Raw genomic sequence first — 26,467 nt, 5'->3', positions numbered from 1 at the left:
GTCCGCTATCTGGCAGGGTGAGCGACATGGACGGGGCAAGCGGTGGCGATCGGGGGACGACGGAGCGGGTGCTCACCCTGCTCGGGCTGCTGCAGCAGCGCCAGGTCTGGACCGGCCCCGAACTCGCCGACCGGCTCGGGGTCACGCCGCGCACGGTACGGCGTGATGTGGAGCGGCTGCGCACGCTCGGCTATCCGGTGCATGCCGGCCAGGGCGTCGGCGGCGGCTATCGGCTCGGCCCGGGGCAGAATCTGCCGCCGCTGCTCCTCGACGACGAGGAGGCGATCGCCACCGCGGTCTCCCTGCTCGCCGGCGCGGGTGGCGCGGTCGCCGGCGCCGACGACGCCGCGCTCCGGGCGCTGACCAAACTCGACCAGGTGCTGCCCACACGGCTGCGCCACGAGGTGCGCGCTCTCTCCGGTTCGGTGGAGTCCTTCGGCGGAGGCCGTACGCGGGTCGACCCCGAGCGGCTCATGACGCTGGCCAGAGCCTGCCGCGACGAGGTCGAGGCCGACTTCGACTACCCGTCCGGGAGCGAGGTGCGACGGCGGCGGGTCGAGCCCTACCGCCTGGTCGCCTCCGACCGGCGCTGGTACCTCCTCGCCTACGACCTCGATCGCGACGGCTGGCGAAGCTTCCGCGTCGACCGGATGACCGAGGTGTCGGCACGGACCTGGCGCTTCCGCCCGCGCGCGGCGCCCGACGCGGCGACGTACGTGCAGGAGGGCGTGGCGAGTCGGGTCTACCCGCACCAGGCGCGCTTCCTCGTGCACGCGCCGGCCGACACGGTGCGCGCGCAGATTCCGGCGACGGCGGCCGTCGTACGAGAGCGAGGGAGCGAGCGTTGCGAGGTGCGCAGCGGCGCCGCCAGCCTCGACTTCGTGCTCATGCACGTGCTCCTGCTGGGGCACGACTTCGAGGTACTCGACCCTCCGGAGCTCGGGAGGCGCTGCCGCGCGCTGGCGGAGAGACTGCTGGCGGCCGGTGCGACGATCTCACCGGTGCCGGACATGGAGGAGTCTTGACATCCTCCCCACGCCTGAAGCCCGGGGTCTCCACGCTCAAGGAGCTTCGATGAGCCGCCACCGAGGAGCGCTTCCGCTGCCTCGATGGCGAGCAGGCCGGCCCGATCCCCGGCTTCGCGCCGGGCCGACAGGTCAGAGGACGTGGTGGAGGAGGCCGAGGGGTGGGGAGCCGAGGTCGAGCATCGACTTGTGGAACCGCTGGAGGGTGAAGCCGGTGCCCCACGCGGCCTTGGCCTGGTCACGGAGGTCGAGGATGGCGAGCTTGCCCCAGGTGTAGCGGCCATAGGTGGGGTCGTAGGAGGCACGGGAGGCTTCGGAGAGGGCGGCGGGGCCGACCAGATGGGTGTCGTCGGTGAACCGGCGAGCCCCGTCCTCGACCGTCATCGCACCGGTGTGGACGCCGATCGCGCAGGCCAGCCGGGTGACCCTGACCAGCGCCTCCAGCCAGACGCCGATCTCGAAGCGCGGATCGTGCGCCTCGAAGCCCTCCTCCACGCAGAGCTCCTCCGCGTAGTGCGCCCAGCCCTCGATGAAGGCCGAGCTCTGCAGCGTCCGCCGTACGCCCGCCGGGGCGTGCCTGAGCGCGCGGCTGTGTGAGAAGTGGCCGGGGGCCACCTCGTGCACGGTGATGCCGGGCAGCGTGGTGTCGCTGAAGACCTCCAGCCACTCCTCGATGTCGCGCTCGGGCCAGGAGGGGTCGGGCGGGGTGATGTGATACCACGACGGGCCCTCGGGCTCGCCGGGAGCGGCCCAGCTCATCATCGCCATCGCCCAGCGGCGTGACTCGGGCGCGAGACCGACCAGGCACTCCCCGTCGTGATAGGGCACCAGGTCGTGCTCCCTGGTGAAGGCGATGGCCTTGGTCGTCCAGTGGCGGGCGGCGTCGATCACGCCGTCGATGCCGGGATGCTGCCTGACCAGCTCCCTCGCGACGTCGAGCGGGGGCCGGTCCGGCTCGCCGTACCGCCTGCAGGCCTCGGTGAGCCGGACCATCAGGCGGTCGCGTTCGGCGTCGGCGCGGCGGGCCAGCTCGCCCAGGTCGACCGGCAGGCCGTCACCGGCGCTGATCAGCGCGGTCAGCCCGTCGGCGCCGAGGGAGGCGTCGGGGTCGCCGTCGGCCGCCGCCTGCTCGACGTGGGCGACGAGCCGGGCGTGGGCCTTGAGCGCGTCGGCGTCGTCGATTCCGGCGGCCAGGCCGCGCACCGCGCCGAGGAGGGCCTTCGCGACGGGGGCGCTCAGCCGGTCGAGCGAGGCGATGGAGCCGTCCACGGCTTCGGGCCAGCGGGCGAGATGGGCACGCCTGGCGGCGGCGCGCTCGGGCTCCGGCGCGTAGTCGCGGTCGTAGCAGGCCAGGTCGAGGTTGCCCAGGTGGCTGATGACGTTACGGCGGTGGAGTTCCAGCTCGCCGAAGCCGACCGCCATGGACTTCTCGAAGACCTGGAGATGGGCCGCGTCGTAGGGGTCGTCCGGCAGGGGTCCGGCGCCGAGGGCGCGTAGTCCCGCGCGCACCCCCTCCGGCGACAGGTCCTGCACCTGCCCGTCGTACTCGTGCCTGCCCGCCGACTCCCTGACGTCCGCCATGACCAGGTCGCAGACCGCGCGAAGCCTGGCGTCGATGTCGCTCATGCGGAAACGGTATCCGTCGGTTCCCGATCTCCGCCATGGGTGCCGAGCACCGGACCACGCCACCGAGCGGTCCAGGGACACGACCGCCACGCCCGCCCGACCGGCTCGGCCCAGAACTCCGCTGGCTACGGCGAGCGCCACCGGCACCCGAGATGTTCGGAAATCCCTGAACATCTGCGACACGACATTGCGTTCATAGATGAGTCAACATGCAAAGAGAGTCAATTTCTCGTTTTACAGGAGACATGATGGCGGATATTGCAATTATTGTTATGATGAATGCAATAGGAGATCAGGATGAGAATTGCAATGGGCTGCGGGTGAATGCATACTGTGCAGCGGAGTGTGCGGGCGCCGAGCTTCGCGCATGTCGACAGACAGGAGCCGAGCACCGATGCCCGGAGGCAGACTGACCGGCCAGGATCGACAGCACATCGCCGCGTGGCTGGCCGAGGGGCTCGGATACGCAGAGATCGGCCGGCGTCTGGGGCGGCCCGCCTCGACCATCATGCGCGAGGTCACCCGGAACGGCGGACCCGACGGCTACGGGGCGGACCAGGCACACGAGGCCACACGGCATCGTGCGCGCCGGCACAAGCAGGCACAGCCTCCCGCGCCACCGACCCCCGACAGCGGCCATGGGCGCGATCCCCAAGCGGTCCAGGACTTCACGCAGTCCTTCACCGATCTCCTCGTTCAGCAGGGGCTGCCCCGGATGGCGGCCAGGGTGCTGGCCTGCCTGTACATCACCGACTCCGGCACTCTCACCGCCGCCGACCTGGTCCAGCGGCTTCGCGTCAGCCCGGCGTCGGTCTCGCACGCCGTCACCTTCCTCGAACAACAGGGAATGCTCAAGCGGGAACGAGCTCCCGGCGGGCGCCGCGAACGCTATGTCATGGACGATGAGATCTGGCTCCGGTCCATCCTTGCGTCGGTGCAGATGAACGACGCCCTGGTGGCCGCATCGCAGCGCGGAAGCGAGATCCTCGGGGTCGCGACCCCGGCGGGCGCCCGCTTCGCATCCTCCGCCGAACTCCTGCTCCTCGTGAGCGAGGCCCACAGGCAGGCCATGGAGCAGTGGCAGCAGCACCTGGCCGCCCGGAACGCCGGGCGACAGCAATGATCTCTCGGCTGATTTCGGGGTGGACCGAGGAGCCGTGCGTAACGTCGATGCCTCTTGGTGTTCTCGTCAATGGTCATCTCTGCGAGACTCCCCCGATTCGTCCCATTTCTCTGGCAGGCCGCGAACCCGCTGCCCACCTGGAGTCCGCCGCCACCCGCCGGAGATCGTGATCATGAATGCCGCCTCGCCGTCCGCACCGCGCCGCGCGGACGCCGAACGTAACGTCGGCGCCATCCTCGACGCCGGGATGCGCCTGCTGAGCACCGATCCCACCGCGAGCGTCGCCGAGATCGCCAAGGCGGCCGGGGTCGGCAGGGTGACCCTCTACGGGCACTTCCCCTCCAGGGAGGCGTTGGTGGAGGCGGTGCTCGACCACACGATCGCGCTGGCCGAGACCGCCTTGGCGGACGAGGCCCTCGACCGGCTCCCGGCCTCCACGGCCTTGGCCGAGTTGGTCCGGACGTCGTGGCGGATCCTCGACCGGCATCGCCGCCTGTTCGTCGCCGCCGACCGCGTCCTGCCCACCGAGCGGATCCGCCGCCACCACGACCTGCCCATGGTGCGGGTCGAGCGCCTCATCACCCAGGGCCGGCGCGACGGCGAGTTCCGCACGGACCTGCCCCTGTCGTGGCTGACCGCGACCTTCTTCAGCATCCTGCACAGCGCCGCCCTGGAGGTCGAGGCCGGACGCCTCGCGCACGATGACGCCGAGCGAGTGCTGGTCCGGACCTTGACCTCCCTGCTCTCCGCCACTTCATAACACAGCGACGGGCCACAGCGTCCGCGCCGGCGTCACCCACTCCAGCCTCGATATATGCCGTACCGGGGTATGGTTAACTTATCTCGAACAGCGATGTACGAGTTAAGGAATCGCCATGAGCCACGGGCACCACCCCCACCCAGTGACCTCGCAGACGCACGAGGCCGCGCCACCCGATCGTGGCCGCTGGACCACGTTGACCCTGCTCTGCCTGGCGCAGTTCATGCTGATCGTCGACATCACCGTCGTCCAGGTCGCGCTGCCCACCATCGGCACCTCCCTCTCCCTCGACCGGCAGGCCCTCACCTGGCTGGTGACGACCTACACCCTGTGCTTCGGCGGCCTGATGGTCCTCGGCGGCAGACTCGCCGACCTGCTCGGCGCCCGCCGTACCCTGCTGGCCGGGCTCGCCCTGTTCACCCTCGCCTCGCTGCTGTGCGGCCTGGCGGGCGACAGCGCCATGCTCATCGCGGGCCGGGCCGCGCAGGGCGTCGGCGCGGCGTTGCTCTCCCCCGCCGCGCTGGCGATCATCACCGGCTCCTTCCACGGCGAGCGGCGCAACCGGGCACTCGGCGTCTGGGCGGCGATCGGCGGCACCGGAGCCGCGCTCGGCGTGCTCCTCGGCGGCGTCCTCACCGCAGGTCCCGGCTGGAGATGGGTGTTCTTCGTCAACGTGCCCATCGGCCTGCTGGTCCTGCTCGCCATCCCGGCCGTCGTACGCGCCGACGGCCCGCGCGCCGTACGGCAGCCGGTGGACCTCCCCGGCGCGTTCGTCCTCACCGGCGCGACCGCCCTTCTCATCTACGGCCTGGTCAACGCGGGCGACGCGGGCTGGGGCGCGGCGACGACCGTCCTCCCCCTCGTGGTCGCCGCCGCCCTCTACGCCGCGTTCGTGCTGGTCGAGCGCCGTGTCCGGGCACCGCTGATCCGTGCCGACACGCTCGTGCGCCGCCCGGTGATCTCCGGGACCTTCGTCATGCTCGTCGCCACCGGGCTGATGCTCGGCCTGTTCTTCCTCAGCTCCCTGTACCTCCAGGACGTCCTCGGCTTCAGCGCGCTGCGGACCGGCCTGACGTTCCTGCCCGTCGCGATCGCGATCACCCTCGGCGCCCAGCTCGGCGGCCACCTCATCGGGAAGATCGGCGGCCGGCCGGTGGCCGTCGCGGCGTTCGCGCTGACCGCCGTGGGCGCGGCCCTGATGACCCGCGTCACTCCGGACGCGAACGCCTACACCACCCTGCTGCCGGGCTTCGTGCTGGCCGCCTTCGGCATCGGCCCCGCCTTCGTCGCCGCCACCACCACGACCATGGCCAACATCCCGCCCGGTGAGACCGGCGTGGCCTCCGGCGTCATCAACACCTTCCACGAGCTGGGCGGATCCATCGGCGTCGCCGTCGTCTCCACCATGGCGGCGGCCAGCCTCGCACCCGCCGCGACCGGCATCGGCGGTTTCACCACCGCCCTGACCGCGTGCGCCGTGGTCGCGGGAGTCGCGGCCGTGATCGCGCTCGCCCTGGTCCCACCGGGCAAACCAGCCGGAGCCTTCGTCGGCCACGGCCACGGCCACTGACTGTCCCGCCCCATTAAGAACCGACTCGACCGCGTATGCCACTTAGTCCGAACCAGTCCGCATGGCCGGGCGCAGAGCGGTTCGACACCGTCCGCCGTGTGCGGGTCCGGCGCAGGCGTCGATCGCCGGGGACGTCTCAGCCGGCGACCTCCGCCACGGTGTCGAGCAGGTTCTCCAGGGTCTTGTCGTCGGTGGCCGGGGCCATCACGGTGACGCGTAGGTGACGGGTGCCGTCGACCTCGGTGGAGGTCAGATGGAAGGTGCCGTCGGCGAGGAGGCGTTGCCGGATCTCCGCCTGGTCGCCGGTGCCGTACGTGAAGCAGACGATGTTGCTCTCCGGCTCGTACGGGCAGGTGAAGCCGGGGCGCTGGGCGGCCAGTTCCCAGAAGCGGTGGGCCGTGGCGTACCGCGCGGCGACGTGGTCGCCGAGGCCGCGTTCGCCGCGCCAGGCGAGGTTCATGAAGATCTTGAGGCCGAGTTCGGCCTTGCTGCACTCGACCGTCCGGCCGATCAGGTCGAATCCCTGGTCGCCGTAGAAGATGTAGCTGGCGTCCTGCTGGAAGGCGTGGTCGAGATCGGCCTCCCGCCTGACCAGTACGGCGGCGGCCAGGCTGGAGGTGCGGAGCATCTTGTGGGCGTCCCAGATCATCGAGTCCGCCAGGTCCAGACCGTCGAGCAGGTGCCGGTGGTCCTCGCTGAGCAGCGCCGACGCCCCGTGCGCACCGTCGACGTGGTACCAGATGCCGTGCTCGGCGCAGAACTCCCCGACCGCCCGCAGGTCGTCGTACAGGCCGGTGCCCGTCGAGCAGGCCGAGGCGACCAGGGCCATCGGGCGGCGTCCCGCCTGCCGTACGGCGGCGAGGGCGTCCGGGAGCCGGGTGACGTCGATCCGGCCGAGGGAGTCGGCGGGCAGCGGGAAGATCGCGCGTTCGCCGAGGCCGAGGATGGCGGCGGCCCTGGTCACCGAGTAGTGCGCCGACGGCGGGGCGAGCAGCGCGAGGTCGGCGGGCACGCCCTCGGTCCACGCGTCGGGCGCGATCGCCGCCCGCGCGGCGAGCATGGCGGTCAAGTTGGCCAGCGAGCCACCGTGGGTGAGCACCCCGCCTCCCCCCAGCCCGAACCCGGCCTTCTCCAGCATCCACCGCAGCACCTCGAACTCCACGGTGGCCGCCGAGGCGCCCATCTCGTAGATCGCCATCGGGTTGTTGGTGGCGCCGTGCACGAAGTCGGCGAGCGCGGCGGGAAAGTCCGGCGCGGCCGTCTGGTGGGCCAGGTAGGCGGGGTGGTGCAGCCGGGTGCCCTCGTCCAGGTAGGTCGCGAGGAACTCCCGGTAGGTGTCCTGCGTCATCCCGCCGTCGCGGATCCATCGCGCCAGGTCCAGCCGTACGGCCAGTTCCTTCGGCGGCCTGTTGCGCAGCACGGGGGGCACACCGCGCTGGCTCTCGTCAACGTAGGCGGCGAGGTGCTCGACCGTGGCGGCTGCGGCCTGGTTGAACTGCTCAATGTTCCACATATGTCGAGATGATGGTGGTTAGAACCGCTTGCGGGCTACCAGCCCGTCCCGTTCGCGCGGGTGAGAGATCCAGCCCGTTGGGCATGCCGTGAACCCGCCCGCGTCACTCCTCCGAGATGAGCAGCAGCGACTTGCCGACCGTCGTGCGCTCGGCGAGCGAGACGTGGGCGTCCCTGGCCAGCTCCAAGGGGTAGGTCGCGCCGATGGCGGGCCGGATCCGTCCCTGAGCCGTCAGCGTGAGCGCCTCGGTGAGCAGTTCGCGGACGTCCGCCTGTTCGGGCGGCCCGGCCGCCAGCGCGTTGCGCACCTCTACCCGCCGCCGCTCGGCCGCCTGCGGATCGATCTCGGCGAACCCTCCGTCGGCGGTGCCGTACGTGACGAACCGGCCCCCCTCGGCCGTCGCTTCGAAGGCGGCCTGGCTGAGCGCGCCGCCCGCGCCGTCGAAGACCAGGTCGGCTCCCCTGCCCCCGGTCGCCTCGCGCACCCGGTGCTGCCACCCCTCCTGCGAGTAGTCGACGGTGACCTCGGCGCCCAGCTCGCGGGCCAGGCTCAGCTTGCGTTCCCCACGAGCCGCCGCGACCACCCGGGCCCCGGCGTCGCGTGCCAGTTGAACGAGCAACGAACCCGCCCCGCCGGCGGCGGCCGTCACCAGCACCCACTCGCCCTTCCCGATTCGCGCGCTGCGCGCCAGGCTCAACGCGGTGGCACCGTCATGCAGCATGGACGCCGCCTCGGCGAAACCCAGACCGTCCGGAATCTCGACCACGTCCCCCACGGCGGCGACGATCTGCTCGGCGTAACCGGTGGACGCCCTCGCCACGACCCGCCGCCCCACCAACCCCGGATCCACACCCTCGCCCGTGGCGCTCACCCGTCCGGCACCGCCGCCTCCTGGCACGTACGGAGGCTTCAGGGGGAAGAAGTCGCCTCCCCAGCCGCCGCGCAACAGCGTATGGAGGTAGATGACGTCCGCGACGGCCAACCGCACCACGACCTCACCCGGACCCGCCACCGGCGCGGGCACCTCCGCCGGCACCAGCACCTCGGGACCGCCGAACTCCCGCACCTGGATCGCGCGCATGTGAACCCTTCCTCTGGTCGATCGCCTGTACCCCGCCAGCCTCCAACCTCAACCAAGGTTGATGTCAAGGGCGCCGACCCCCACCGCCGCCGCTACGCAGCGCGGCCGAACTGCGCCCAGACGTACGGCAGGCCACCCCGGCGCCACTCGCCGCCGATGGTGACGGTGTGCGGGCCCATGGTGCTGTGGCGTGGATGGCCGGCCGCCGCGACAACGAACCGTTGACCGTCTTCCCTGGTCAACCCCGCGCCCGTGGAGCCCGTAGCCCGGGCACGACGATTCACCGGGGTATCACACCGTCCAGACGGCATCGGAGACGAAGCGCGCCAGGGCGTCGCTGTGCGGCGTGAGGTCCAGCGACCTCCCGGTCGTCCACTCGTCGTCGTGGTAGGTCCGGAGGTGCCGGGGGGCCGCGTCGCCCAGGACGGCGATCACCGTGCCGGTCTCGCCCCGGGTGTGCATGCGGGCGATCAGCTCGATCGCCGCCCACAGGGTGGTGCCGGACGAGCCGCCGACCGGGAGGCCGGTCACCGCCCGCAGGTGCCGCGCCGCCGCCACACTCGCCGCGTCCTTGACGGGCACGACCATGTCGACCAGGGGATACGCGAAGCCGGGCTCGACCCGGGGGCGGCCGATGCCCTCGATGCGTGACGGCATCCCCGTCGCGTAGTCGGCGGCGCCGAGCGTCCAGCCGGGGAAGTAGGCGGAGTTCTCCGGGTCGGCGACCGCCACCTTGGTCGACAGTCCGAGCAGCCGGGCGCGGCGGCCGAGCGCGGCCGACGTCGCGCCCGTGCTCGCACCGACCACCACCCACGCGGGCGCCCCACCCGGCCCGGAACCCCGCCCGCCGGACAGCCCGCCGGCCGACCGGCCGACAGCGATCCCGTCGTCCGCCGGACCCCAGTCGTGAGGGGGCCCGTCATGCGGCGGCTCGCGCCGACCGGCTGGGTGCCCGTCGTCCAGCAGTTCGCCCGCCAGGCCGGGGTCCTGCCAGTCGACGGCGCGGTCGGCCCAGGCGAACTGGTCGAGGTAGTGCCCGCCGAGCTCGCCGGCCAGCCGGCGGGCCTCCTCGTAGATCGCCGCGGGCGGGGTGTGGAAGCGGCACTCGCCGCCAAGTTCCTGCACCGCCGCCGCGCGCGCCGCCGTACGGGTGCCGGGCATGACCACGACGTACCTCAGGCCGAGCAGACGCGCGAAGTGCGCCTGGGCGACCGCCGCGTTGCCGCCCGCGGCCTCCACCACGGTCGTGCCCTCGACGATCCGGCCACTCGCGACGGCATGCCGGAACAACGCCCTGGCGTGCCGGTGCCGCATGCTCCCGGTGGGGTGCGCGGACTCGTCCTTGATCAGGAGCCGGACCCTCGTCGGCAACGGGAACTCCCGCAACGGCGTGACCTCGCAGCCCGCCTCTTCCGCAGCCAGACGGGCCATCGCCTCGGCCACCCACGCACGCGTCATCCGATCATCCTCCCCGTACGGCGGCGTGAACCCGCCACCGGGGTGTGGAAGGTTCTCGGCGGCCGGGCACGCCCGTCGACCGGCGAATCCCCGGCGGGGCGGGTCAGCGGCCGGCGTTCGCGCGGCGCGACGGTCAGCGGCCGCCGTTCGCGTGGCGCGGCGCTCAGCGGCCGCCGTTCGCGCGGCGGGGCGGTCAGCGGCCGGCGTTCGCGCGGTGCCAGGCGAAGACGTCGGGAAGGACGAGCGCGGTCCAGGAGGCGAGCCCGTAGCCCGCGAGGTCGTCCTCGGCGACGTACCGGGCCTCGAAGATCTCGTCGCCGTCGGGGGTGGGGTCGCCGGACAAGGGGTGGCAGGCGTAGACGCTCATCACGTAGGAGACCTGGTCGCCGTTGGGATACAGCACCCGGAACTCGGGCCCGCCCCACGTGCCGACCAGGCCGTCGACTCCGATCTTCAGGCCGACCTCCTCGGCGACCTCACGCACGGCGGCGTCGGCGGGCCGCTCGTCGGGCTCGATCGCGCCGCCCGGCGGGGCCCACACGCCGCGCTCGTGGCGGGCGAGGAGCAGCCGGCCCTGGTCGTCGAACACGCAGGCGCACGCCGAGGGAAGCACGAGGAGCGCGTTTCCGACATGGACCCGCAGAGCTGCGAGGAACGGGGAGATCGGCATCGTGGTCAGAACCTCTGAGCAGGCGTCATGGTGCCCCACCCTATGCGCCGGCTCGACATCCATCGCGGTTCGCCAGGCCCCCGTCGCGGGCGGCCTTCACCGCGTTCCTCGACGTGATGGCCCGATGGACGTCACACCCGGTTCCAGCGCACGCGGCGACGCGGTGGAACGGGCGCTCCACAGTCTTCTGAGCCACCCACAGGGGCACGCGGCGGTGGTGATCCAGGCCGGGGTTCTGCGGCTGATCTTCGGCGGGATCGGTCGATTTCCACCAGGCCACCGCGCCCGGGCGGCAGCCGGGTCAGGTGGCGTTGGCCTTGATCTCGTGGAGGAAGTGGATGCACTGCTCGCGCTCGGCGGGGGTCAGGGTGCGCAGGGCGCGTTCGCTGAGGGCGCTCATCTCCTGGTCGATCACGGTCTCCAACTCGTGACCGCGCTCGGTCAGGCGGAGCCGTACGAGTCTGGCGTCGGTCGGGTGCGGCTCGCGGCGTAGCAGGCCGGCGGCGGCCATCCGGGTCGCGGCCCTGGTCACGGTGGGAGTGGCCAGGCCCAGGCGGCGGGCGATCTCGCCGGGGGTGAGGCCGTCGGTCTCCCACAGGCACTGCAGGATGAACTGCTGGCCGGACCGGACACCGTGGCGGTTGTAGGCGGTCTCCGCCGCCGTCATCATCGCCCGCTTGGCCGTCCAGAAGGCGGTCTGGAACTCGTCGGCCACGGCCCGCACCCCTCTCGCATCCCAGCACATCGTATCCGTGGCCACGCATGCGCCGCCCTGAATCCCGCCCCATGGCCCAAAGCTCTCATTTCGGACGTAGCCAGGTGGCCGTCGCCAGCATGAAGCGCAACAATCCCCTTATGCCTTCTTTCACGCCGCTGAGATCCGGAGACCCCACACGACTGGGAGGTCACGATCTCCGCGGGCGCCTGGGCGAAGGCGGGCAGGGGGTCGTGTACCTCGCCGCCGACAATTCGGGCACGCTGGTCGCCATCAAGTGGCTGCGTCCTGAGATGTCCGGCGATCCGGTGATGGTCGAACGCTTCGTCCGCGAGGTCGCGGTCGCGGAGCGGGTCTCCCCCTTCTGCACGGCGACGGTCCTGGGCACCGGGATCGAGAACGACCGGCCCTACATCATCAGCGAGTTCATCGACGGCCCCTCCCTGCAGGCCGTCGTCACCGAGGCGGGCCCGCGCACCGGCCCCTCGCTGCACCGGCTGGCCATCGGCACCTCCACCGCCCTCGCGGCCATCCACCAGGCCGGCATCGTGCACCGTGACTTCAAGCCCGCCAACGTCCTGCTCGCCTCCGACGGGCCCCGCGTCATCGACTTCGGCATCGCCAGGGCGCTCGACGCCACCTCGACGATCAGCTCGATGCCGGTCGGCACGCCCGCGTACATGGCGCCCGAGCAGATCCTCGGTCACACGGTCGGCCCGGCCGCGGACCTGTTCTCCTGGGCGAGCACGATGCTCTACGCGGCCAGCGGCAACGCGCCGTTCGGCAGCGACACGCTGCCCGCCGTGATCAACAGGGTGCTGAACGTCCAGCCCGACCTCTCCTGTCTCGACGGCTCGCTGCTCGACCTGGTGGCGGCCTGCCTCAACAAGGACCCGGCCCAGCGGCCGACGGCGGAACAGGTGATCCTCGGCCTGCTCCAGCACCCCGTCTCGGCCCCCGGCATCCTGAAGGAGGCCGCCGCCGCGGCGTCCGAGCAGCCCGGCCACACCAAGATCCTCCCGAACGGCCCGGACCAGCCCTCCTACCCCGCCGCCCAGGGACCGCCGTCCTTCCCGGCGGCTCCCGGCCAGCAGCCGTACCCCGGCTCCCAGGGCCAGCCCTCCTACCCGGGCAACCAGGGTCAGCCCTCCTACCCCGCCCAGGGCCAGCCTTCGTACCCGGGCAACCAGGGCCAGCCCTCCTACCCCGGTCCCGGCGCCACGCCGTACGGACCGGCGGGCAGCGCCTCGCCACAGCCCGGCCCGTACGGCCGGCAGGACCAGCAGTACGGCCGGCAGCAGCATCAGGCTCCCGCGCCCTACGGCCTGCAGCAGGCGCCGCCGAACGCCCCGGGCTACGGCGGTTATCCCCCGCAGCAGGGCCCGCCGACGCAGGCGGGCGGCGGGTCGAAGCGGGGCGCCCTGATCGCGGCGATCGTGGGCGGCGTCCTGGCGGTGGCGCTCGCGGTCACGCTGGTGGTGGTGCTCAACAACCGGCCGGCGGAGCCCGATCCCAACCCGACGGGCACGCTCGCCCAGTCGACCGCCCCGGCGTCCCCGACGCCCACGCCGACGCCGACCCCGGCGCCGGTGTCCACCTCGGATCTGACGGAGACGGCGCTGCCCGGCGGCGGGGATGTCACGCTCTTCGAGCACCCGGCCGACCCGATCACGCTCACGTCGTACCAGGTCCAGGACGCCAAGACCAAGGAGTGGGTGGACTACGCGCGCGGCTCGCTAACCGGACAGTTCTCGAAATATCCGAATAACTGGGAGTCCAAGGTCTCCCCCAACGGCCGCTACCTGGCCAGCCGCGGCAAGAACTACACCAGCGACAACTACGACTCCGTCGTGATCACGGATCGCGAGACCGGCGACAAGACGACGATCAAGACCGTCAAGCAGCCCCTGATCGCCAGCGTCTGGCTGTGGTCGAAGGACAGCACCCAGGTACTGCTCGCCATCGAGCGCGAGGTCGGCAACGACGAGTGGGACACCCGTGGCTTCGTGATCGCCACGGTCGGCCAGTCCACCACCGACCCGGTCACGATCAGCGACCGGACGGTGAAGGACTCCTACTACGGCTGGGCTCCCGGCGGCGACGGCGCGGTGGCGATCGCCACCTCCGGGGAGACCAGCACGCTGCGCTTCTACGGCACCGACGGCACCGAGCAGCGCAGCATCCGCGGCATCGGCAAGGTCCCCGACACGATGGACTTCTTCTCGCCCTCCGGCAAGCAGTTCGTGACCGACTGCCGGGGCGGCAACGCCAGCAACCACTGCATCTGGGACACCGCCTCGGGCAAGGAGGTCACGCGCTACACCTCCGAATGCGACAAGGTGCTCGGCTGGTACGACGAGCGGCACCTGTTCTGCTGGGAGGTCAGCGGCCAGACCGACAAGATCTTGGTGATCGACCACCAGGGCCAGTCCGTCCGCACCCTGCTGGAGACCTCCGACGACTACCAGTTGAGCGCGGCCTTCACCCGGAAACCCGGCGGCATCTCCTGAACCGCGCACAGACCGCATCCGTCGTAGGAACATGAGCCCTTCGATTCGTACGGCCCGCGCCGCCGCCATCGCGGTCACCCTGGCGACGGCCTGCGCAGCCTGCTCGGGCACGGGCGGTCCGGAACCCGCGAGCCGTACGGCCGGCCAGGGAACGGTGAACCTCGGCAACGCCCGGCTGGTGTCGTATTCGAGCTGCGACGACATGCTGACCGGCCTGCGCGAGAAGGCCGCCGCGAACGTCGGCCCCTGGGGGTTCGGCCAGCCCGTCATGTTCCGCGAGGCCATCCAAGACCAGGCGATGGCCAAGAGCACGCCCGACCACTCGACCACCAACGTCCAGGAGGCCGGGGTCGACGAGCCCGACCTGGTCAAGACGGACGGCAAGCGGGTCATCACGGTCAACGGCGGGGTACTGCGGGTCGTCGACGCGGCGACCAGGAAGGTCACCGGTTCGCTGAGGCTGGTCGACAAGAACCAGGGCTTCGCGCCCGCCGACCTGCTGGTGCACGGCGACCGGGCGCTGGTGCTGGTCTCCGGCGGCGGGATCATGTCGTTCCGCGCGGACAAGCGGCCCGGGATGGAGGGGCCCCGCTACGTCCTCGTGGACCTGGCGGGCAAGCCCAGAATCGCCGGGACGATCACCCCGCGGGGCGAGCACGTGGACGCCCGGATGGTCGGCTCGACGGTCAGGATCGTGGTCAGGAGCCAGCCGGATCTCACCTTCCCCGTGCCCGAGCCGTCGGACGACGTCACCGAGGCCGAGCGGACCCGTCTCAACCAGGAGTTCGTCAAGAAGGCTCCGATCGACGCCTGGTTGCCGAAGTACGAGGTGACCGACGCGGCGGGGGCCGGCCGTACGGAGAGTGTGAAGTGCGAGCAGGTCAGCCACCCGAATGACTACACGGGCACCTCGATGCTCAGCCTGCACAGCCTCGACCTGGCGGCCGGCGACGACACCCTCGCGGGCGACGACCCGATCAGCGTGGCGGCCGACGGCGACACGGTCTACGGGACCGGTGACAGCCTCTACGTGACCAGCAACCCGCGCTGGTGGTCACCGCCGGTGATCCAGGAGCCCCCGCCGGACCCGCGCCCGTCCGGCGACCCGTCGATGCCGTCGCTCCTGCCTGAGCCCTCCGGCACGCCCGCCGCTCCCAGGGAAGATCCCACACCCACGGAACCACCTCTGGGCACGACCCCGGCCGACCCGACTCCGGCCGGCCAGACCTCACCCGACCCGGCTCCGAGCGACCCGACTTCGACCTTGCCGGCGGACAAGCCGACGACCGAGCCGACGACCGGGTTGACGATCACGTCCACGCCGACGGACAAGCCGACGATCACGCTGGAGGCCACGGCCGCGCCGACGCCCACCGCGCCGCCGGAGGAGACGGAGATCCACCGGTTCGACGTCGGCGCGGCGGGCCCGCCCCGCTATGTCGCCTCGGGCAAGGTGCCCGGACGGGTGCTCAACCAGTACTCCCTGTCGGAACATGAGGGCCACCTGCGGGTCGCCACGACCGCCACCTCCCCCGACGGCCGGGAGAGCGAGAGCGGCGTCCACGTGCTCGCCGCCGACGACCTGACCACGACCGGGAAGGTGACGGGGCTGGGCAAGGACGAGCGGATCTACTCGGTGCGCTTCATCGGCCCGGTCGGCTACGTGGTGACCTTCCGCCAGGTCGACCCGCTCTACACGCTCGACCTGCGTGATCCCGCCGCCCCCCGGGTGACCGGCGAGCTGAAGATCACCGGCTACTCCGCCTACCTGCACGCGGCGGGCGAGGGACGGCTGATCGGCGTGGGCCAGGAGGCGAGCGAGAAGGGCCGGACCCTCGGCAACCAGGTCTCGCTGTTCGACGTGAGCGACCCGGCCGCGCCGCGCCGCCTGTCGCAACTCTTCCAGAAGGAGTCGGGCAGCGAGGTCGAATGGGACCCGCACGCCTTCCTCTACTGGCCGGCGACCGGCCAGGCCGTACTCCCGCTGAACACCCACGACGGCGAGAGCAGCGCCATGGTGCTGGCCATCAGCGCGGACGGGATCACCAAGCAGGGTGAGGTGAAGCACCCCAAGGCCAAGGCCGGCAACGGCTTCGCCCCAGTGGACCCGGGGATCCGGCGCTCGCTGGTGATCGGTGACACATTGTGGACAGTTTCCGACGGCGGTCTCAAGGTCTCCGATCTGAAAACCCTTGCCGACCAGGCATGGATCCCGTTCGACTGACCGTATTACACTGACTTATCACGCTTTACAAGGTCTTGTCATGACGCCTTGACAGTGTTACCTCTTGCGCATCACGCGGCAACGTCTGCGCAGGAGGTTCGGTGTCTTCCCAGCCCTGGTTACGTGCCACATTCGTCACCGCGATCGTCGCGGTGCTAGCCCTGCCCGTCGCCGGAGTCGCCCTGGGCGAACCCGGCGAGCCGACCCCCAGAACCCACGACTTCCAGTCCGAGGAACACGGCAAACCCGACCTGGACCATCGGCGCGGTTCCGTACCACCACCCAAGTTGATCAGGGCGGACGGCGCGGCCACCATCCGGTGGAACACGCTCGGCACCCCCGCGGTGATCACCGGTTCCGCCCCCCTCGCCGAAGCCCTCGGCGCCGATCCCGAACAGGCCGCCCGCGCCTACCTCAAGGCCAACGAGGCCATGTTCGGGCTGTCCGCCGGCGCGGTCGACGCGCTGGAGAAGGTGGCGGTCAACCCGCTGGGCCAGGGACACGCCGTGCTCCTGCGCCAGCGCTTCGGCGACCTGCCCGCCGGGGTCGACGGGCAGGTGGCGATCGGCGTCTTCGACGGCCAGATCCGCCACGTGACCTCGACGCTCTCCCGGGACACCGGGGCGCCGCCCGCCGCCGCGATCTCCGAGGCGCAGGCCCTGGAGATCGCCGCCCGAGACGGCGGCATCAACCTGACGACCGCGACCACCAAGCAGGTCTCGGCCGCCGCCGTGCCCGCGCCGGACGGCGTGCACAACGCGTTCCAGGTGACGCTGATCGGGGGCGGCGCGGGCGAACCCGCCGCCTACACCACGCACGTGGACGCGGTCAGCGGCGCGATCCTGGTCAGGGAAAACCTGGTCGATCACGGCTGGGAACCGGAGAACCCGACGTGGGAGGGCTTCCCGGCCAACCCGCCGGCGAACTACTCCTCCACCGACACCCGCAAGACGTGGTGCTTCACGCCCGCCCGCGGCTGCGACCTCATCGTCGGGGACACCTCGACCGGCAAGCCGTGGGACGTCGACCACACGACGGACCAGCCGACCGGCACCAGCCTCGGCAACGCCGCGCGGACCTTCGAGAACCGGGCCAGCGGCGACGCCTTCACGGTCGGCACCCGGAGCAACGTGGCCACACCCAGCCGTGACTACTCCTATCCGTGGACCAACCGGTGGTACCGCGACAAGTGCGACCCGGCGACCTTCGACCAGCCGGGCGAGGCCGACCTGGAGGCGGCGATCACGAACCTGCACGTCATGCACAACCGGATGCACGACTGGTCCTACCGGCTCGGCTTCACCGAGACCGCGTGGAACATGCAGACGAGCAACGGCGAACACGGCGGCCTGGGCGGCGACCCGGAGCAGGGCAACGCCCAGGCGGGCGCGCGGGTGCTGAGCGTCCGTGACAACGCCAACCAGATCACCGGCCCCGACGGGGTCGCCCCGATCACCAACATGTACCTGTGGCAGCCCATCGCGGGCTCGTTCTACTCCCCGTGCGTCGACGGCGACTACGACATGTCGGTGATCGGCCACGAGTACACCCACGCGATCTCCGGCCGCATGATCGGCGGACCGGTCTCCGGCTGGAGCGGGGCCCAGGCGGGTGCGATGAACGAGAGCACCTCCGACCTGTTCGCGATGGAGTACCTTTTCGAGAACGGCTTCCGCCCCGCGGGCGACACGCCGTACGTCACCGGCGGTTACGTCACCGGCGACCACAAGGCGGGGATCCGCAACTACGACATGTCCCGCTCTCCCCTGAACTACAGCGACATCGCGTACGACCTGGTGGGCCAGCAGGTCCACGCGGACGGCGAGATCTGGTCGGCGACCCAGTTCGACGTACGGCAGGCGTTCCTCCGCAGGTACGGCGACGGCAACGCGGCCTCCCAGCGGGCCTGTGCCGAGGGCAGGCTGGCGCTGGAGAAGTGCCCGGGGAACCGGCGCTGGGCCCAGATCTCCTTCGACGCGCTGCTGCTGATGGCGTCGGGCGCGGTGAGCTACGTCGATCACCGGGACGCGCTGCTCGCCGCCGACACCATCCGCTTCGGCGGGAAGAACCACGACATCATGTGGAACGCGTTCGCCGAGCACGGGCTGGGCAGGGACGCGGCCAGCAACGGCCCGGCCGACCCCGACCCGACGCCGAGCTTCGCCTCCCCGCGCGGCGGCAACGTCACGGTCACCCTGCGGCCCACCGGCGACGCGCAGGGCACGCCGGTGCGGCTGTACGTCGGCGACTACGAGGCGCGGGCCACCCCCGTCGCCGACACCGACCCGGCGACCCCGCTGGGTGACGCCTTCGAGATCGTTCCGGGCAGATACTCGCTGGTCGCAGTGGCCAAGGGCTTCGGCCACAAGCGTCTGGCGGAGAGCTTCGGAAGGGGTTCGGAGACGCTTCGGGTCAAGCTCGACCGCAACGTGGCCGCCGCCGCCTCGGGCGCCACCGCCGCCGGCGACGGCGTCAACCACGGCCTGCTGATCGACGAGACCGAGGCCACCGGCTGGGCCTCCCTCACCGCCCCCGTCCAGGGCCGGTCGGTCACGGTCGACCTCGCGGGCACCGAGCCCGTCAAGGTCCGCAGGGTCCAGGTCAGCGCCATGCTCCGGCCCAACGTCGGCGACCCGAACGACCCCGGCGCGCAGAACCGCTTCAGCGCACTGCGCGCCTTCGAAGTCCTCGCCTGCGACAGTACGGCAGGCAAGGACTGCGCCGATCCCGCCTCCTACTCCGTCATCCACAAGAGCCGGTCCGACGCGTTCGCCACCCGGCTCCCCCGCCCGCGCGGCGCCGACCTGATCGTCAAGTCGTTCGACGTGCGCACGGCCAAGGCGACCCACCTGATGCTGCGGGTCGTCTCCAGCCAGTGCACCGGCAACCCGCTCTACCTGGGCGAGCAGGACAACGACCCCAACTCCGCCACCGACTGCGCCACGGCGAGCCCGGCCAGAAACCAGGTCAGGGCCGCCGAGTTCCAGGCGTTCAGCTGACGAAGCGCCGCCTTCGGGACCCGCGCCGCATCCGGCGGCGCGGGTCTTCGCACCTTCACGGCAAGAGAATCCAAAAGACCGCGAGCCGGTACATCACGCGTGGCGCACCCCCGGAAAACATGCTCACTATGCGTGATATTGCGGGTGGCGTCCGCCACCGTCACTTCTGGAACCGGTTCGCCCCATTGGCTGCCGCCCTGGCCGTACTGCTCTTCTGCGCCCCGGCGCTCTCGGACACCGTGCCGGAAGGCGAGGAGACCCACTGTTACATCGTCATGCTGGAGCCCACCGTCCGGAGCACCGAGGCCGTCGCGTACGACCAGGTCAAAGCGCACGACGGCAAGCTGGTCGGCGTCTACCGGCACGCGTTCAACGGCTACTCCGCCACCTTCACCGCGGCCGAGGCCGCGAAGCTCAAGCGGGCGCCCGGTGTGCTCAGCGTGGAACGCGACGCCGTGGTGACCGCCTTCGCCCAGACCGTGCCGTCCGGCGTGCGACGGGTGTTCGCCCCGGAGAACCGGAACCTGGCCATCGACGGCGTCGACGACATCCGGGTGGACGTGGACGTCGCCGTCATCGACTCGGGCGTCGACCACGACCATCCCGACCTGAACGTGGTCTCCCGCGCCGACTGCACGACCGGCGCCTGCGTACTCAACTCGGGTGACGACCCCAACGGCCACGGCAGCCACGTCGCGGGCATCGTGGGCGCGATCGACAACGGCGTGGGCGCGGTCGGCGTCGCGCCCGGCGCCAGGATCCACTCGGTGCGGGTGCTCGACGAGCAGGGGTCGGGCACCCTGTCCGCGTTGGCCGCCGCCATCGACTATGTCATCGCCCGCGCGCAGAGCATCGAGGTGGCCAACCTGAGCCTCGGCTGCGAGGGCTGTTCGAGCACCGCGATCAGCGCGGCGCTCACCGGCGCGATCGACAACGGCGTGGTCGTCGTCGCGGCGGCGGGCAACAGCGCGACGGACGCCTCGACGTTCTTCCCCGCCAACCACCCCGACGTGATCACCGTCTCGGCGCTCACCGACCTCGACGGGCGGGCGGGCGGCCTGGGCGGCGACCGGCCGCCGTGCCGGCCCGGCCAGGACAGGGACGACTCGCTGGCCGCCACCTCCAACTACGGCATGACCATCGAGATCGCCGCCCCGGGCACCTGCATCTACTCGACCTGGGCGAACGGCGGCTACAACACCATCAGCGGCACCTCGATGGCCAGCCCGCACGTCGCGGGGGCCGTGGGCATCCTGGCCGCCGCCGGCGACAAGCCGCGCAACCGGGCGGACGTGCAGGCCATCCGGCAGCGGCTGGTCAACAGCGGCAACCAGAACTGGACCGACGACGCCCCGGACGGCGTCAAGGAGCCGCTGCTCGACGTGCACGACGCCCAGCAGTACGCGCAGAACCTGCTCTGATCAAGGCGCCCACCGGAACGACCCCGGACGCACGAACCAGCTCTGATCAGGGCACGCCCACCGGAACGACCTCGGACGCACGAACCAGCTCTGATCAGGGCACGTCCACCAGAACAACCCCGGACGCACGAACCAGCTCTGATCAGGGCACGTCCACCGGAACGATCTCGGGCGCGCCGAGCCGGATGGCGTCGGCCTCCTGGTCGGTGTCCTGCTCCTGGGAGGCCCGCTCGGCCTCCACCCGCTTGGTGTAGTACTCGACCTCGCGCTTGATCTGCTCGTCGTCCCACTCCAGCGGGCCCGCCATCAGCTCGGCCGCCTCACGCGCCACCGCGACACCACGGTGGAACGTCTCGATCGAGATCCGGGTACGGCGGGTCAGCGCGTCGTTCAGATGGCGGGCCGCCTCGTGGGTGGCGGCATAGACGATCTCGGCGCGGAGGTAGTCGTCGGCCCCGGTCAGCGGCCTGCCGAGCGACGGGTCCTCCTCGATCAGCACCAGCACCTCGTCGATCAGCGAGCCGTACCGCTGGAGGAGGTGCTCGATCCGCGCGACGTGCAGCCCGGAGGAACGTGCCAGGCGGTACCGGGAGTTCCACAGCGCCTGGTAGCCCTCCGCCCCGGCCAGCGGGACGCGGTCCGTGCAGGACGAGGGGACCCGCTGGTCGAGGCCGTGCGCCACGGCGTCGACCGCGTCCTTGGCCATCACCCGGTAGGTGGTGTACTTCCCACCGGCGATCATCACCAGGCCCGGCACCGGATGGGCGACCACGTGCTCCCGGGAGAGTTTGGACGTCTCGTCCGACTCCCCGGCGAGCAGCGGCCGCAGCCCCGCGTAGACGCCCTCGACGTCGTCCCTGGTCAGCGGGACGGAGAGGACGGCGTTCAGATGGTCGAGCACGTAGTCGATGTCGGAGCGGGAGGCCGCCGGGTGGGCCTTGTCGAGCGACCACTCGGTGTCGGTGGTGCCGACGATCCAGTGCCGCCCCCACGGGATCACGAACAGCACCGACTTCTCGGTGCGCAGGATGATGCCGGTCACGGACTGGATGCGGTCGCGCGGCACCACCAGATGAACGCCCTTGGAGGCGCGCACGTGGATCTGCCCGCGACCGCCGACCAGACCCTGGATGTCGTCGGTCCACACGCCGGTGGCGTTGACGACCTGCCGGGCCCGGACGTCGAACTCGTTGCCGCCCTCCAGGTCGCGCACCTTGACGCCGGTGACCCGCTCCCCCTCGCGGAGGAAGCCGACGGCCTGCGACCGCGAGGCGATCTGCGCGCCGTACGTGGAGGCGGTGCGGAGCATGGTCATCACGTAGCGGGCGTCGTCCATCTGCGCGTCCCAGTACTGCACCGCGCCGGTGAAGGCGCTCCTGCGCAGCGCGGGGGCGAGCCGCAGGGCCCGCTTCCTGGACAGGTGGCGGTGACCGGGCACGCCACGGGTGAATCCGAAGGAGAAGCCCAGCATGTCGTACAACGCCAGACCGGCTCCGACATAGGGCCGTTCCCACCCCATATGGGTCAGCGGAAAGAGGAAGGGGACCGGGCGCACCAGATGCGGCGCGATCCGCTGCAACAGCAACGCGCGCTCCTGCAACGCCTCTCTGACCAGGTCGAAGTTGAGCTGCTCCAGATAGCGCAAACCACCGTGGATCAGCTTGGAGGATCGCGAGGAGGTGCCGGAGGCGAAGTCGCGCGCCTCGACCAGCGCCACGCTCAGGCCCCGGGTCACCGCGTCCAGCGCGACTCCCGCGCCGACCACGCCACCCCCGACCACGATCAGGTCCAGTTCCTGCGCGGCCATCTGGGCCAGCGCCGCAGATCTTTCGGCGGGGCCGAGCCTCGCAGTGCCCATTCGCGCTGTCATCCTGCTCCCCTCAGCGGTGTGGCAGCCTGTGTTGCCTTTCTACCCCCTATGCCCACCGCTATCTACCTGGCGGTCTCAGGCTCTGATCACCTCGACGCCGGCCTCGGCGAACCGGGCGGCGTCTTCGTCGGCCAGACCGGAGTCGGTGACCAGGGTGTGGATCGCGGAGATCGGGCAGATCCTGGCGAACGCCCTGGCCCCCACCTTCGAGGCGTCCGCCACCACGACGACCTTCGCGGCCCGGCTGACGAGCAGGTGGTTGACGCTCGCCTCCCCCTCGTGGTGGGTGCTCGCGCCGTTGTCGAGGTCGATCGCGTTCACCCCGATGAAGGCGACGTCCAGGGCGACCTGTTCGAGCACTCCCACGGCGAGCGGACCGATCAGCTCGTACGACTGCGGCCGGGCGACGCCGCCGGTGACCACGATCTTGATGTGCCGGCGGACGGTCAGCTCGCTCGCGATGTTCAGCGCGTTGGTCACGATGGTGACGGGCGGGGCCTCCTCGACGTTGAGGTCCGCGCGGGTGGCCAGCGCCCTGGCCAGCTCGGAGGTGGTGGTGCCGCCGTTCATGCCGACGATGGAGCCGGGCGAGACGAGCTCGGCGGCCCGCGCGGCGATGCGCTGCTTCTCCCCGGCGTGCCTGGCGGTCTTGTAGCGCAGCGGGAGGTCGTAGCTGACGCTCTGGGAGACCGCACCGCCCCGGGTGCGCATCAGCATCTGCTGCTGGGCGAGCTGGTCGAAGTCACGCCTGATGGTGGCGGTCGACACAGCGAGCGAGGCCGCCGCCTCCTCGACGGTCAGCCGTCCCTCGTGCGTGAGGAGTTCGAGTATCGCGTTCCAGCGCTCATAGCGGGCCACCGGTGAACCTCCCTCGACCGCCTGATCGTCAAAGCGTGACACATGCCGATGGGCAGGCGACACTCATGCAGAAACCTGCTCGTTTCTGCTATAAAATATGCAGAAATAATCCTTTTGGAGGCAGGCAATGACCACCCACACCGAAGCGGAGATCGCTTCGCAGCCCGAGTGCTGGCGCCGCGCGGTCACCGCCGCCCCGCAGGCCGCCCTGCCTCGGCGAGGCGAGCGCGTCGCCGTCGTCGGCTGTGGCACCTCGTGGTTCATCGCCCAGGCGTACGCCGTGCTCCGTGAGCAGGCCGGGCACGGCGAGACCGACGCCTTCGCCGCCTCCGAGGCCCCCACCGGCCGCTCCTACGACCGCATCCTCGCCCTGACCCGCTCGGGCACCACCAGCGAGGTACTGGCCCTGCTCGCCGACGCCACCACCAAGACCACCGCGATCACCGCCGACCCCGCGACCCCGGTGATGACCCTCGCGGACGAGACCGTCGTGCTCGACTACGCCGACGAGTCGTCCGTCGTGCAGACCCGCTTCGCCACCACCCAGCTCGCGCTGCTCCGCGCCCACCTCGGCGAGGACCTCGCACCGGCCATCCGCGACGCCGAGGCCGCGCTCGCCGCCCCGCTGCCGGAGGAGCTGGTGACGGCCGAGCAGATCACCTTCCTCGGCCGCGGCTGGAGCTGCGGCCTGGCCCACGAGGCCGCGCTCAAGATGCGCGAGGCGTCCCGCTCCTGGACCGAGTCCTACCCCGCCATGGAGTACCGCCACGGCCCGATCAGCATCGCCGGGCCCGGCAGGGTCACCTGGATGCTCGGCACCGCCCCCGACGGGCTCGCGGACGAGGTCAGGAGCACCGGCGGCGTCTTCCGCGCCTCGGACGCCGACGCCATGGCCGAGCTGGTGACCGCCCAGCGGGTCGCCGTCGCCCGGGCGCACGCCCGTGGACTCGACCCCGACCAGCCCCTGCACCTCACGCGATCTGTGATCCTTTCTCCATGAGCATCACACTCGCGGACGCCCGCATCGTCACCCCTGGCGGAGTGCACGAGGGCTGGCTGACCATCGAAGACGGCCGTATCACCCACATCGGCCAGGGCACCGCCCCCGGAAACGGCCACGGCCTCTCCGGCAGGCACGTCGTGCCGGGCTTCGTCGACATCCACAACCACGGTGGAGCGGGGGGTTCCTTCCCCGCGGGCGACCTGGAGGGAGCCCTGCGCGCGGCGGCGTTCCACGCCGAGCACGGCACCACGACGATCATGGCAAGCCTGGTCACGGGTGCGCTCGACGAGCTGGCGAGCACCACCTCCGCACTGGCCGACCTGTGCGCCGACGGAGTGTTCGCCGGCATCCACTTCGAAGGGCCCTACATCGCCGCCGCCCGCTGCGGCGCGCACGACCCGGCCCGGCTCCGGCTGCCCGACAGGGGCGAGGTCGCCAGGCTGATCAAGGCGGGGCGCGGCCACGCGCGGATGCTCACCATCGCCCCCGAACTGCCCGGCGCGCTCGACGTGATCCGTGACGTCGTCGCCGACGGCGTGATCGCCGCGCTCGGCCACAGCGACGCCGACTTCGACCAGACGATCGCCGGCATCGAGGCGGGCGGCACGGTCGCCACCCATCTCTACAACGCGATGCCTCCCCTCCACCACCGCAGCCCCGGCCCGATCGCCGCGCTGCTCGAAGACGAGCGGGTCACCGTCGAGCTCATCAACGACGGCGTCCACCTGCACCCCGCCATGGCCCGCCTCGCGTACGAGGTCGCGGGCGCCGGCCGTACCGCGCTGGTCACCGACGCGATGGCCGCCACCGGCGTCGGCGACGGCACCTACGTGCTCGGCGCGATGGAGGTCTCCGTGCAGAACGGCGTGGCCAGGCTCGTCGAGGGCGGCTCCATCGCGGGCAGCACGCTCACCATGGACGTGGCCTTCCGGCGCGCCGTCGAGTTCGTCGGCCTGTCCCTCGTCGAGGCCGCCGAGATCGCCTCCCTCACTCCCGCCCGCGTGCTGGGCCTCGACGAGCGCGTCGGCTCCATCGCCGTCGGCAAGGACGCCGACCTGGTGGTCCTCGACGACGACCTCGGCGTCGCCGGTGTCATGCGGCACGGCACCTGGCTGGTGGAACCGCTGTGACGCGATGATCGTCACCGTCACGCTGAACGCCGCCCTGGACGTCACCTACCAGGTGGACCGGGTCGACTGGAACGGCGTCAACCGGGTGCGGGCCGTCCACCGCCGGGCGGGCGGCAAGGGCGTCAACGTCGCCCGCGTCCTCGCCGCGCTCGGCCATGACGTGCTCGTCACCGGGCTCGCCGGCGGACCCACCGGTCAGGCCGTCACCGCCGACCTCACCGCCGCCGGGCTGCCCCACGCCCTGACCTCCATCGCCGGCGACTCCCGCACCACCCTGGCCGTCACCGGCGAGGACACCACGCTCTTCAACGAACCGGGACCCGAGGTGACCGGGGAGGAGCTGGCGCGGTTCGCCGACGCCTACGACGGGCTGCTGGCCGACGCCGACGCCGTGGTCATCTCGGGCAGCCTGCCGCGCGGCGTGCCGGACGACTTCTACGCGACGCTCGCCGCCCGAGCCGGCGAACACGGCGTCCCGGCCATCGTGGACGCCGACGGCGAACCGCTCAGGCACGCCCCCGCCGGACGGCCCGCCATCATCAAGCCGAACCTGGACGAACTGACCAGGGCCTTCCCCGCGCGGACGCCCCTGGAGTCGGCCGCCGAGCTCATGCGGGAGGCGGGCGCGGGCGCGGTGGTCGTCTCCATGGGCGCGGACGGCCTGCTGGCGGTCACCGGCGAGGGCCGCTGGCGGGCGCGCATGCCGTACCGGGTGGAGGGCAACCCGACGGGGGCGGGGGACGCGCTGGTCGCCGGGCTGGCGCTGGGCGTCGTCGCGGGAACGCCGTGGCCGGAGCGGCTGGCGCTGGCCGCCGCGCTGGGCGCCGCCGCCGTGGCACGGCCGGTCGCGGGCGAGATCGACCACCAGACGTTCTTGACCGTGCAGCGCGACATCGACGTGTCCTAGATCG

The 26,467-nt window shown here is 71.5% G+C and carries 19 protein-coding genes; 11 read left to right on the top strand and 8 right to left on the bottom strand.

The window, feature by feature from the left end; translation table 11 throughout:
* Positions 1–26: 26 nt before the first annotated feature.
* Positions 27–1,025 (top strand): helix-turn-helix transcriptional regulator, encoded by a 999-nt coding sequence (locus tag MBA17_RS28575; protein ID WP_238499696.1) that lies wholly within the window; start codon positions 27–29, stop codon positions 1,023–1,025.
* Positions 1,026–1,157: 132 nt separating this feature from the next.
* Here the strand turns inward: MBA17_RS28575 and MBA17_RS28570 are convergent, their stop codons facing one another.
* A complete protein-coding gene (locus tag MBA17_RS28570; RefSeq protein ID WP_238499695.1) occupies positions 1,158–2,651 on the bottom strand; it encodes a DUF885 family protein in 1,494 nt (497 codons plus the stop codon).
* Positions 2,652–3,045: 394 nt separating this feature from the next.
* Between MBA17_RS28570 and MBA17_RS28565 the strand changes: the two genes are divergently transcribed.
* From MBA17_RS28565 to MBA17_RS28555, 3 genes are all read left to right on the top strand, one after another.
* The gene (locus MBA17_RS28565) at positions 3,046–3,774 is read left to right on the top strand and encodes a GbsR/MarR family transcriptional regulator (protein ID WP_238499694.1); all 729 of its coding nucleotides are present in this window, start codon (positions 3,046–3,048) and stop codon (positions 3,772–3,774) included.
* 172 nt (positions 3,775–3,946) lie between these two features.
* Positions 3,947–4,534, top strand: a complete 588-nt coding sequence (locus MBA17_RS28560; protein WP_238499693.1) for a TetR/AcrR family transcriptional regulator — start codon at positions 3,947–3,949, stop codon at positions 4,532–4,534.
* Between the two features lie 115 nt (positions 4,535–4,649).
* Positions 4,650–6,104: an MFS transporter gene (locus MBA17_RS28555; protein WP_238499692.1), complete on the top strand. Its 1,455-nt coding sequence runs from the start codon at positions 4,650–4,652 to the stop codon at positions 6,102–6,104.
* A 136-nt stretch (positions 6,105–6,240) separates the two neighbouring features.
* Here the strand turns inward: MBA17_RS28555 and MBA17_RS28550 are convergent, their stop codons facing one another.
* The 5 genes from MBA17_RS28550 to MBA17_RS28530 form a co-directional block, all read right to left on the bottom strand.
* Positions 6,241–7,617, bottom strand: a complete 1,377-nt coding sequence (locus MBA17_RS28550; RefSeq protein ID WP_238499691.1) for a pyridoxal phosphate-dependent decarboxylase family protein — start codon at positions 7,615–7,617, stop codon at positions 6,241–6,243.
* Between the two features lie 103 nt (positions 7,618–7,720).
* A complete protein-coding gene (locus tag MBA17_RS28545) occupies positions 7,721–8,698 on the bottom strand; it encodes a zinc-binding dehydrogenase (protein ID WP_238499690.1) in 978 nt (325 codons plus the stop codon).
* A gap of 291 nt (positions 8,699–8,989) precedes the next feature.
* Complete coding sequence (locus MBA17_RS28540) at positions 8,990–10,156, bottom strand: PLP-dependent cysteine synthase family protein (RefSeq protein ID WP_238499689.1); 1,167 nt, start codon at positions 10,154–10,156, stop codon at positions 8,990–8,992.
* 193 nt (positions 10,157–10,349) lie between these two features.
* Positions 10,350–10,826 (bottom strand): NUDIX domain-containing protein, encoded by a 477-nt coding sequence (locus MBA17_RS28535; RefSeq protein WP_238499688.1) that lies wholly within the window; start codon positions 10,824–10,826, stop codon positions 10,350–10,352.
* A gap of 301 nt (positions 10,827–11,127) precedes the next feature.
* Positions 11,128–11,541, bottom strand: coding sequence for a MarR family winged helix-turn-helix transcriptional regulator (locus MBA17_RS28530; RefSeq protein ID WP_238499687.1), 414 nt, complete (start codon positions 11,539–11,541; stop codon positions 11,128–11,130).
* Between the two features lie 140 nt (positions 11,542–11,681).
* Here MBA17_RS28530 and MBA17_RS28525 point away from each other — a divergent pair, with 140 nt between their 5' ends.
* From MBA17_RS28525 to MBA17_RS28510, 4 genes are all read left to right on the top strand, one after another.
* A complete protein-coding gene (locus MBA17_RS28525; RefSeq protein WP_238499686.1) occupies positions 11,682–14,051 on the top strand; it encodes a protein kinase domain-containing protein in 2,370 nt (789 codons plus the stop codon).
* A gap of 31 nt (positions 14,052–14,082) precedes the next feature.
* Complete coding sequence (locus MBA17_RS28520; RefSeq protein WP_238499685.1) at positions 14,083–16,275, top strand: beta-propeller domain-containing protein; 2,193 nt, start codon at positions 14,083–14,085, stop codon at positions 16,273–16,275.
* A gap of 101 nt (positions 16,276–16,376) precedes the next feature.
* Complete coding sequence (locus MBA17_RS28515; RefSeq protein ID WP_238499684.1) at positions 16,377–19,274, top strand: M36 family metallopeptidase; 2,898 nt, start codon at positions 16,377–16,379, stop codon at positions 19,272–19,274.
* Between the two features lie 128 nt (positions 19,275–19,402).
* Positions 19,403–20,695 carry a S8 family serine peptidase gene (locus MBA17_RS28510; protein WP_238499683.1) on the top strand — a complete coding sequence of 431 codons (1,293 nt, stop codon included), beginning with the start codon at positions 19,403–19,405 and terminating at the stop codon, positions 20,693–20,695.
* A 142-nt stretch (positions 20,696–20,837) separates the two neighbouring features.
* Here the strand turns inward: MBA17_RS28510 and MBA17_RS28505 are convergent, their stop codons facing one another.
* Positions 20,838–22,553 carry a glycerol-3-phosphate dehydrogenase/oxidase gene (locus tag MBA17_RS28505; protein WP_238499682.1) on the bottom strand — a complete coding sequence of 572 codons (1,716 nt, stop codon included), beginning with the start codon at positions 22,551–22,553 and terminating at the stop codon, positions 20,838–20,840.
* A gap of 87 nt (positions 22,554–22,640) precedes the next feature.
* Positions 22,641–23,423: a DeoR/GlpR family DNA-binding transcription regulator gene (locus MBA17_RS28500; RefSeq protein WP_238499681.1), complete on the bottom strand. Its 783-nt coding sequence runs from the start codon at positions 23,421–23,423 to the stop codon at positions 22,641–22,643.
* Positions 23,424–23,550: 127 nt separating this feature from the next.
* Between MBA17_RS28500 and MBA17_RS28495 the strand changes: the two genes are divergently transcribed.
* The 3 genes from MBA17_RS28495 to MBA17_RS28485 are packed head-to-tail and all read left to right on the top strand — an operon-like array spanning position 23,551 to position 26,463.
* Entirely contained in the window at positions 23,551–24,423 is an 873-nt protein-coding gene (locus MBA17_RS28495) for an SIS domain-containing protein (RefSeq protein WP_238499680.1), read from the top strand.
* Positions 24,420–25,556, top strand: a complete 1,137-nt coding sequence (nagA, locus tag MBA17_RS28490) for an N-acetylglucosamine-6-phosphate deacetylase (protein WP_238499679.1) — start codon at positions 24,420–24,422, stop codon at positions 25,554–25,556. Before MBA17_RS28495 ends, nagA begins: the two co-directional genes overlap by 4 nt.
* Before the next feature lie 4 nt (positions 25,557–25,560).
* A complete protein-coding gene (locus MBA17_RS28485) occupies positions 25,561–26,463 on the top strand; it encodes a 1-phosphofructokinase family hexose kinase (RefSeq protein WP_238499678.1) in 903 nt (300 codons plus the stop codon).
* The last annotated feature ends 4 nt before the right edge of the window (positions 26,464–26,467 follow it).

The organism is Dolomitihabitans soli, from assembly GCF_022213955.1.
GTDB lineage: Bacteria > Actinomycetota > Actinomycetes > Streptosporangiales > Streptosporangiaceae > Streptosporangium_A > Streptosporangium_A soli.
Note: the sequence above shows the minus strand (reverse complement) of the source record. Positions and strands in the feature narration are given on the sequence as shown.

What these genes read in the sequence shown, in the direction of transcription:
- MBA17_RS28495 (WP_238499680.1), top strand. Translation starts at nt 23,551, where the DNA reads ATGACCACCCACACCGAAGCGGAGATCGCTTCGCAGCCCGAGTGCTGG.
- MBA17_RS28550 (WP_238499691.1), bottom strand. Translation starts at nt 7,617, where the DNA reads ATGTGGAACATTGAGCAGTTCAACCAGGCCGCAGCCGCCACGGTCGAG.
- MBA17_RS28560 (WP_238499693.1), top strand. Translation starts at nt 3,947, where the DNA reads ATGAATGCCGCCTCGCCGTCCGCACCGCGCCGCGCGGACGCCGAACGT.
- MBA17_RS28575 (WP_238499696.1), top strand. Translation starts at nt 27, where the DNA reads ATGGACGGGGCAAGCGGTGGCGATCGGGGGACGACGGAGCGGGTGCTC.
- MBA17_RS28510 (WP_238499683.1), top strand. Translation starts at nt 19,403, where the DNA reads ATGCGTGATATTGCGGGTGGCGTCCGCCACCGTCACTTCTGGAACCGG.
- MBA17_RS28505 (WP_238499682.1), bottom strand. Translation starts at nt 22,553, where the DNA reads ATGGGCACTGCGAGGCTCGGCCCCGCCGAAAGATCTGCGGCGCTGGCC.
- nagA (WP_238499679.1), top strand. Translation starts at nt 24,420, where the DNA reads ATGAGCATCACACTCGCGGACGCCCGCATCGTCACCCCTGGCGGAGTG.
- MBA17_RS28540 (WP_238499689.1), bottom strand. Translation starts at nt 10,156, where the DNA reads ATGACGCGTGCGTGGGTGGCCGAGGCGATGGCCCGTCTGGCTGCGGAA.
- MBA17_RS28525 (WP_238499686.1), top strand. Translation starts at nt 11,682, where the DNA reads ATGCCTTCTTTCACGCCGCTGAGATCCGGAGACCCCACACGACTGGGA.
- MBA17_RS28485 (WP_238499678.1), top strand. Translation starts at nt 25,561, where the DNA reads ATGATCGTCACCGTCACGCTGAACGCCGCCCTGGACGTCACCTACCAG.
- MBA17_RS28570 (WP_238499695.1), bottom strand. Translation starts at nt 2,651, where the DNA reads ATGAGCGACATCGACGCCAGGCTTCGCGCGGTCTGCGACCTGGTCATG.
- MBA17_RS28565 (WP_238499694.1), top strand. Translation starts at nt 3,046, where the DNA reads ATGCCCGGAGGCAGACTGACCGGCCAGGATCGACAGCACATCGCCGCG.
- MBA17_RS28555 (WP_238499692.1), top strand. Translation starts at nt 4,650, where the DNA reads ATGAGCCACGGGCACCACCCCCACCCAGTGACCTCGCAGACGCACGAG.
- MBA17_RS28520 (WP_238499685.1), top strand. Translation starts at nt 14,083, where the DNA reads ATGAGCCCTTCGATTCGTACGGCCCGCGCCGCCGCCATCGCGGTCACC.
- MBA17_RS28535 (WP_238499688.1), bottom strand. Translation starts at nt 10,826, where the DNA reads ATGCCGATCTCCCCGTTCCTCGCAGCTCTGCGGGTCCATGTCGGAAAC.
- MBA17_RS28545 (WP_238499690.1), bottom strand. Translation starts at nt 8,698, where the DNA reads ATGCGCGCGATCCAGGTGCGGGAGTTCGGCGGTCCCGAGGTGCTGGTG.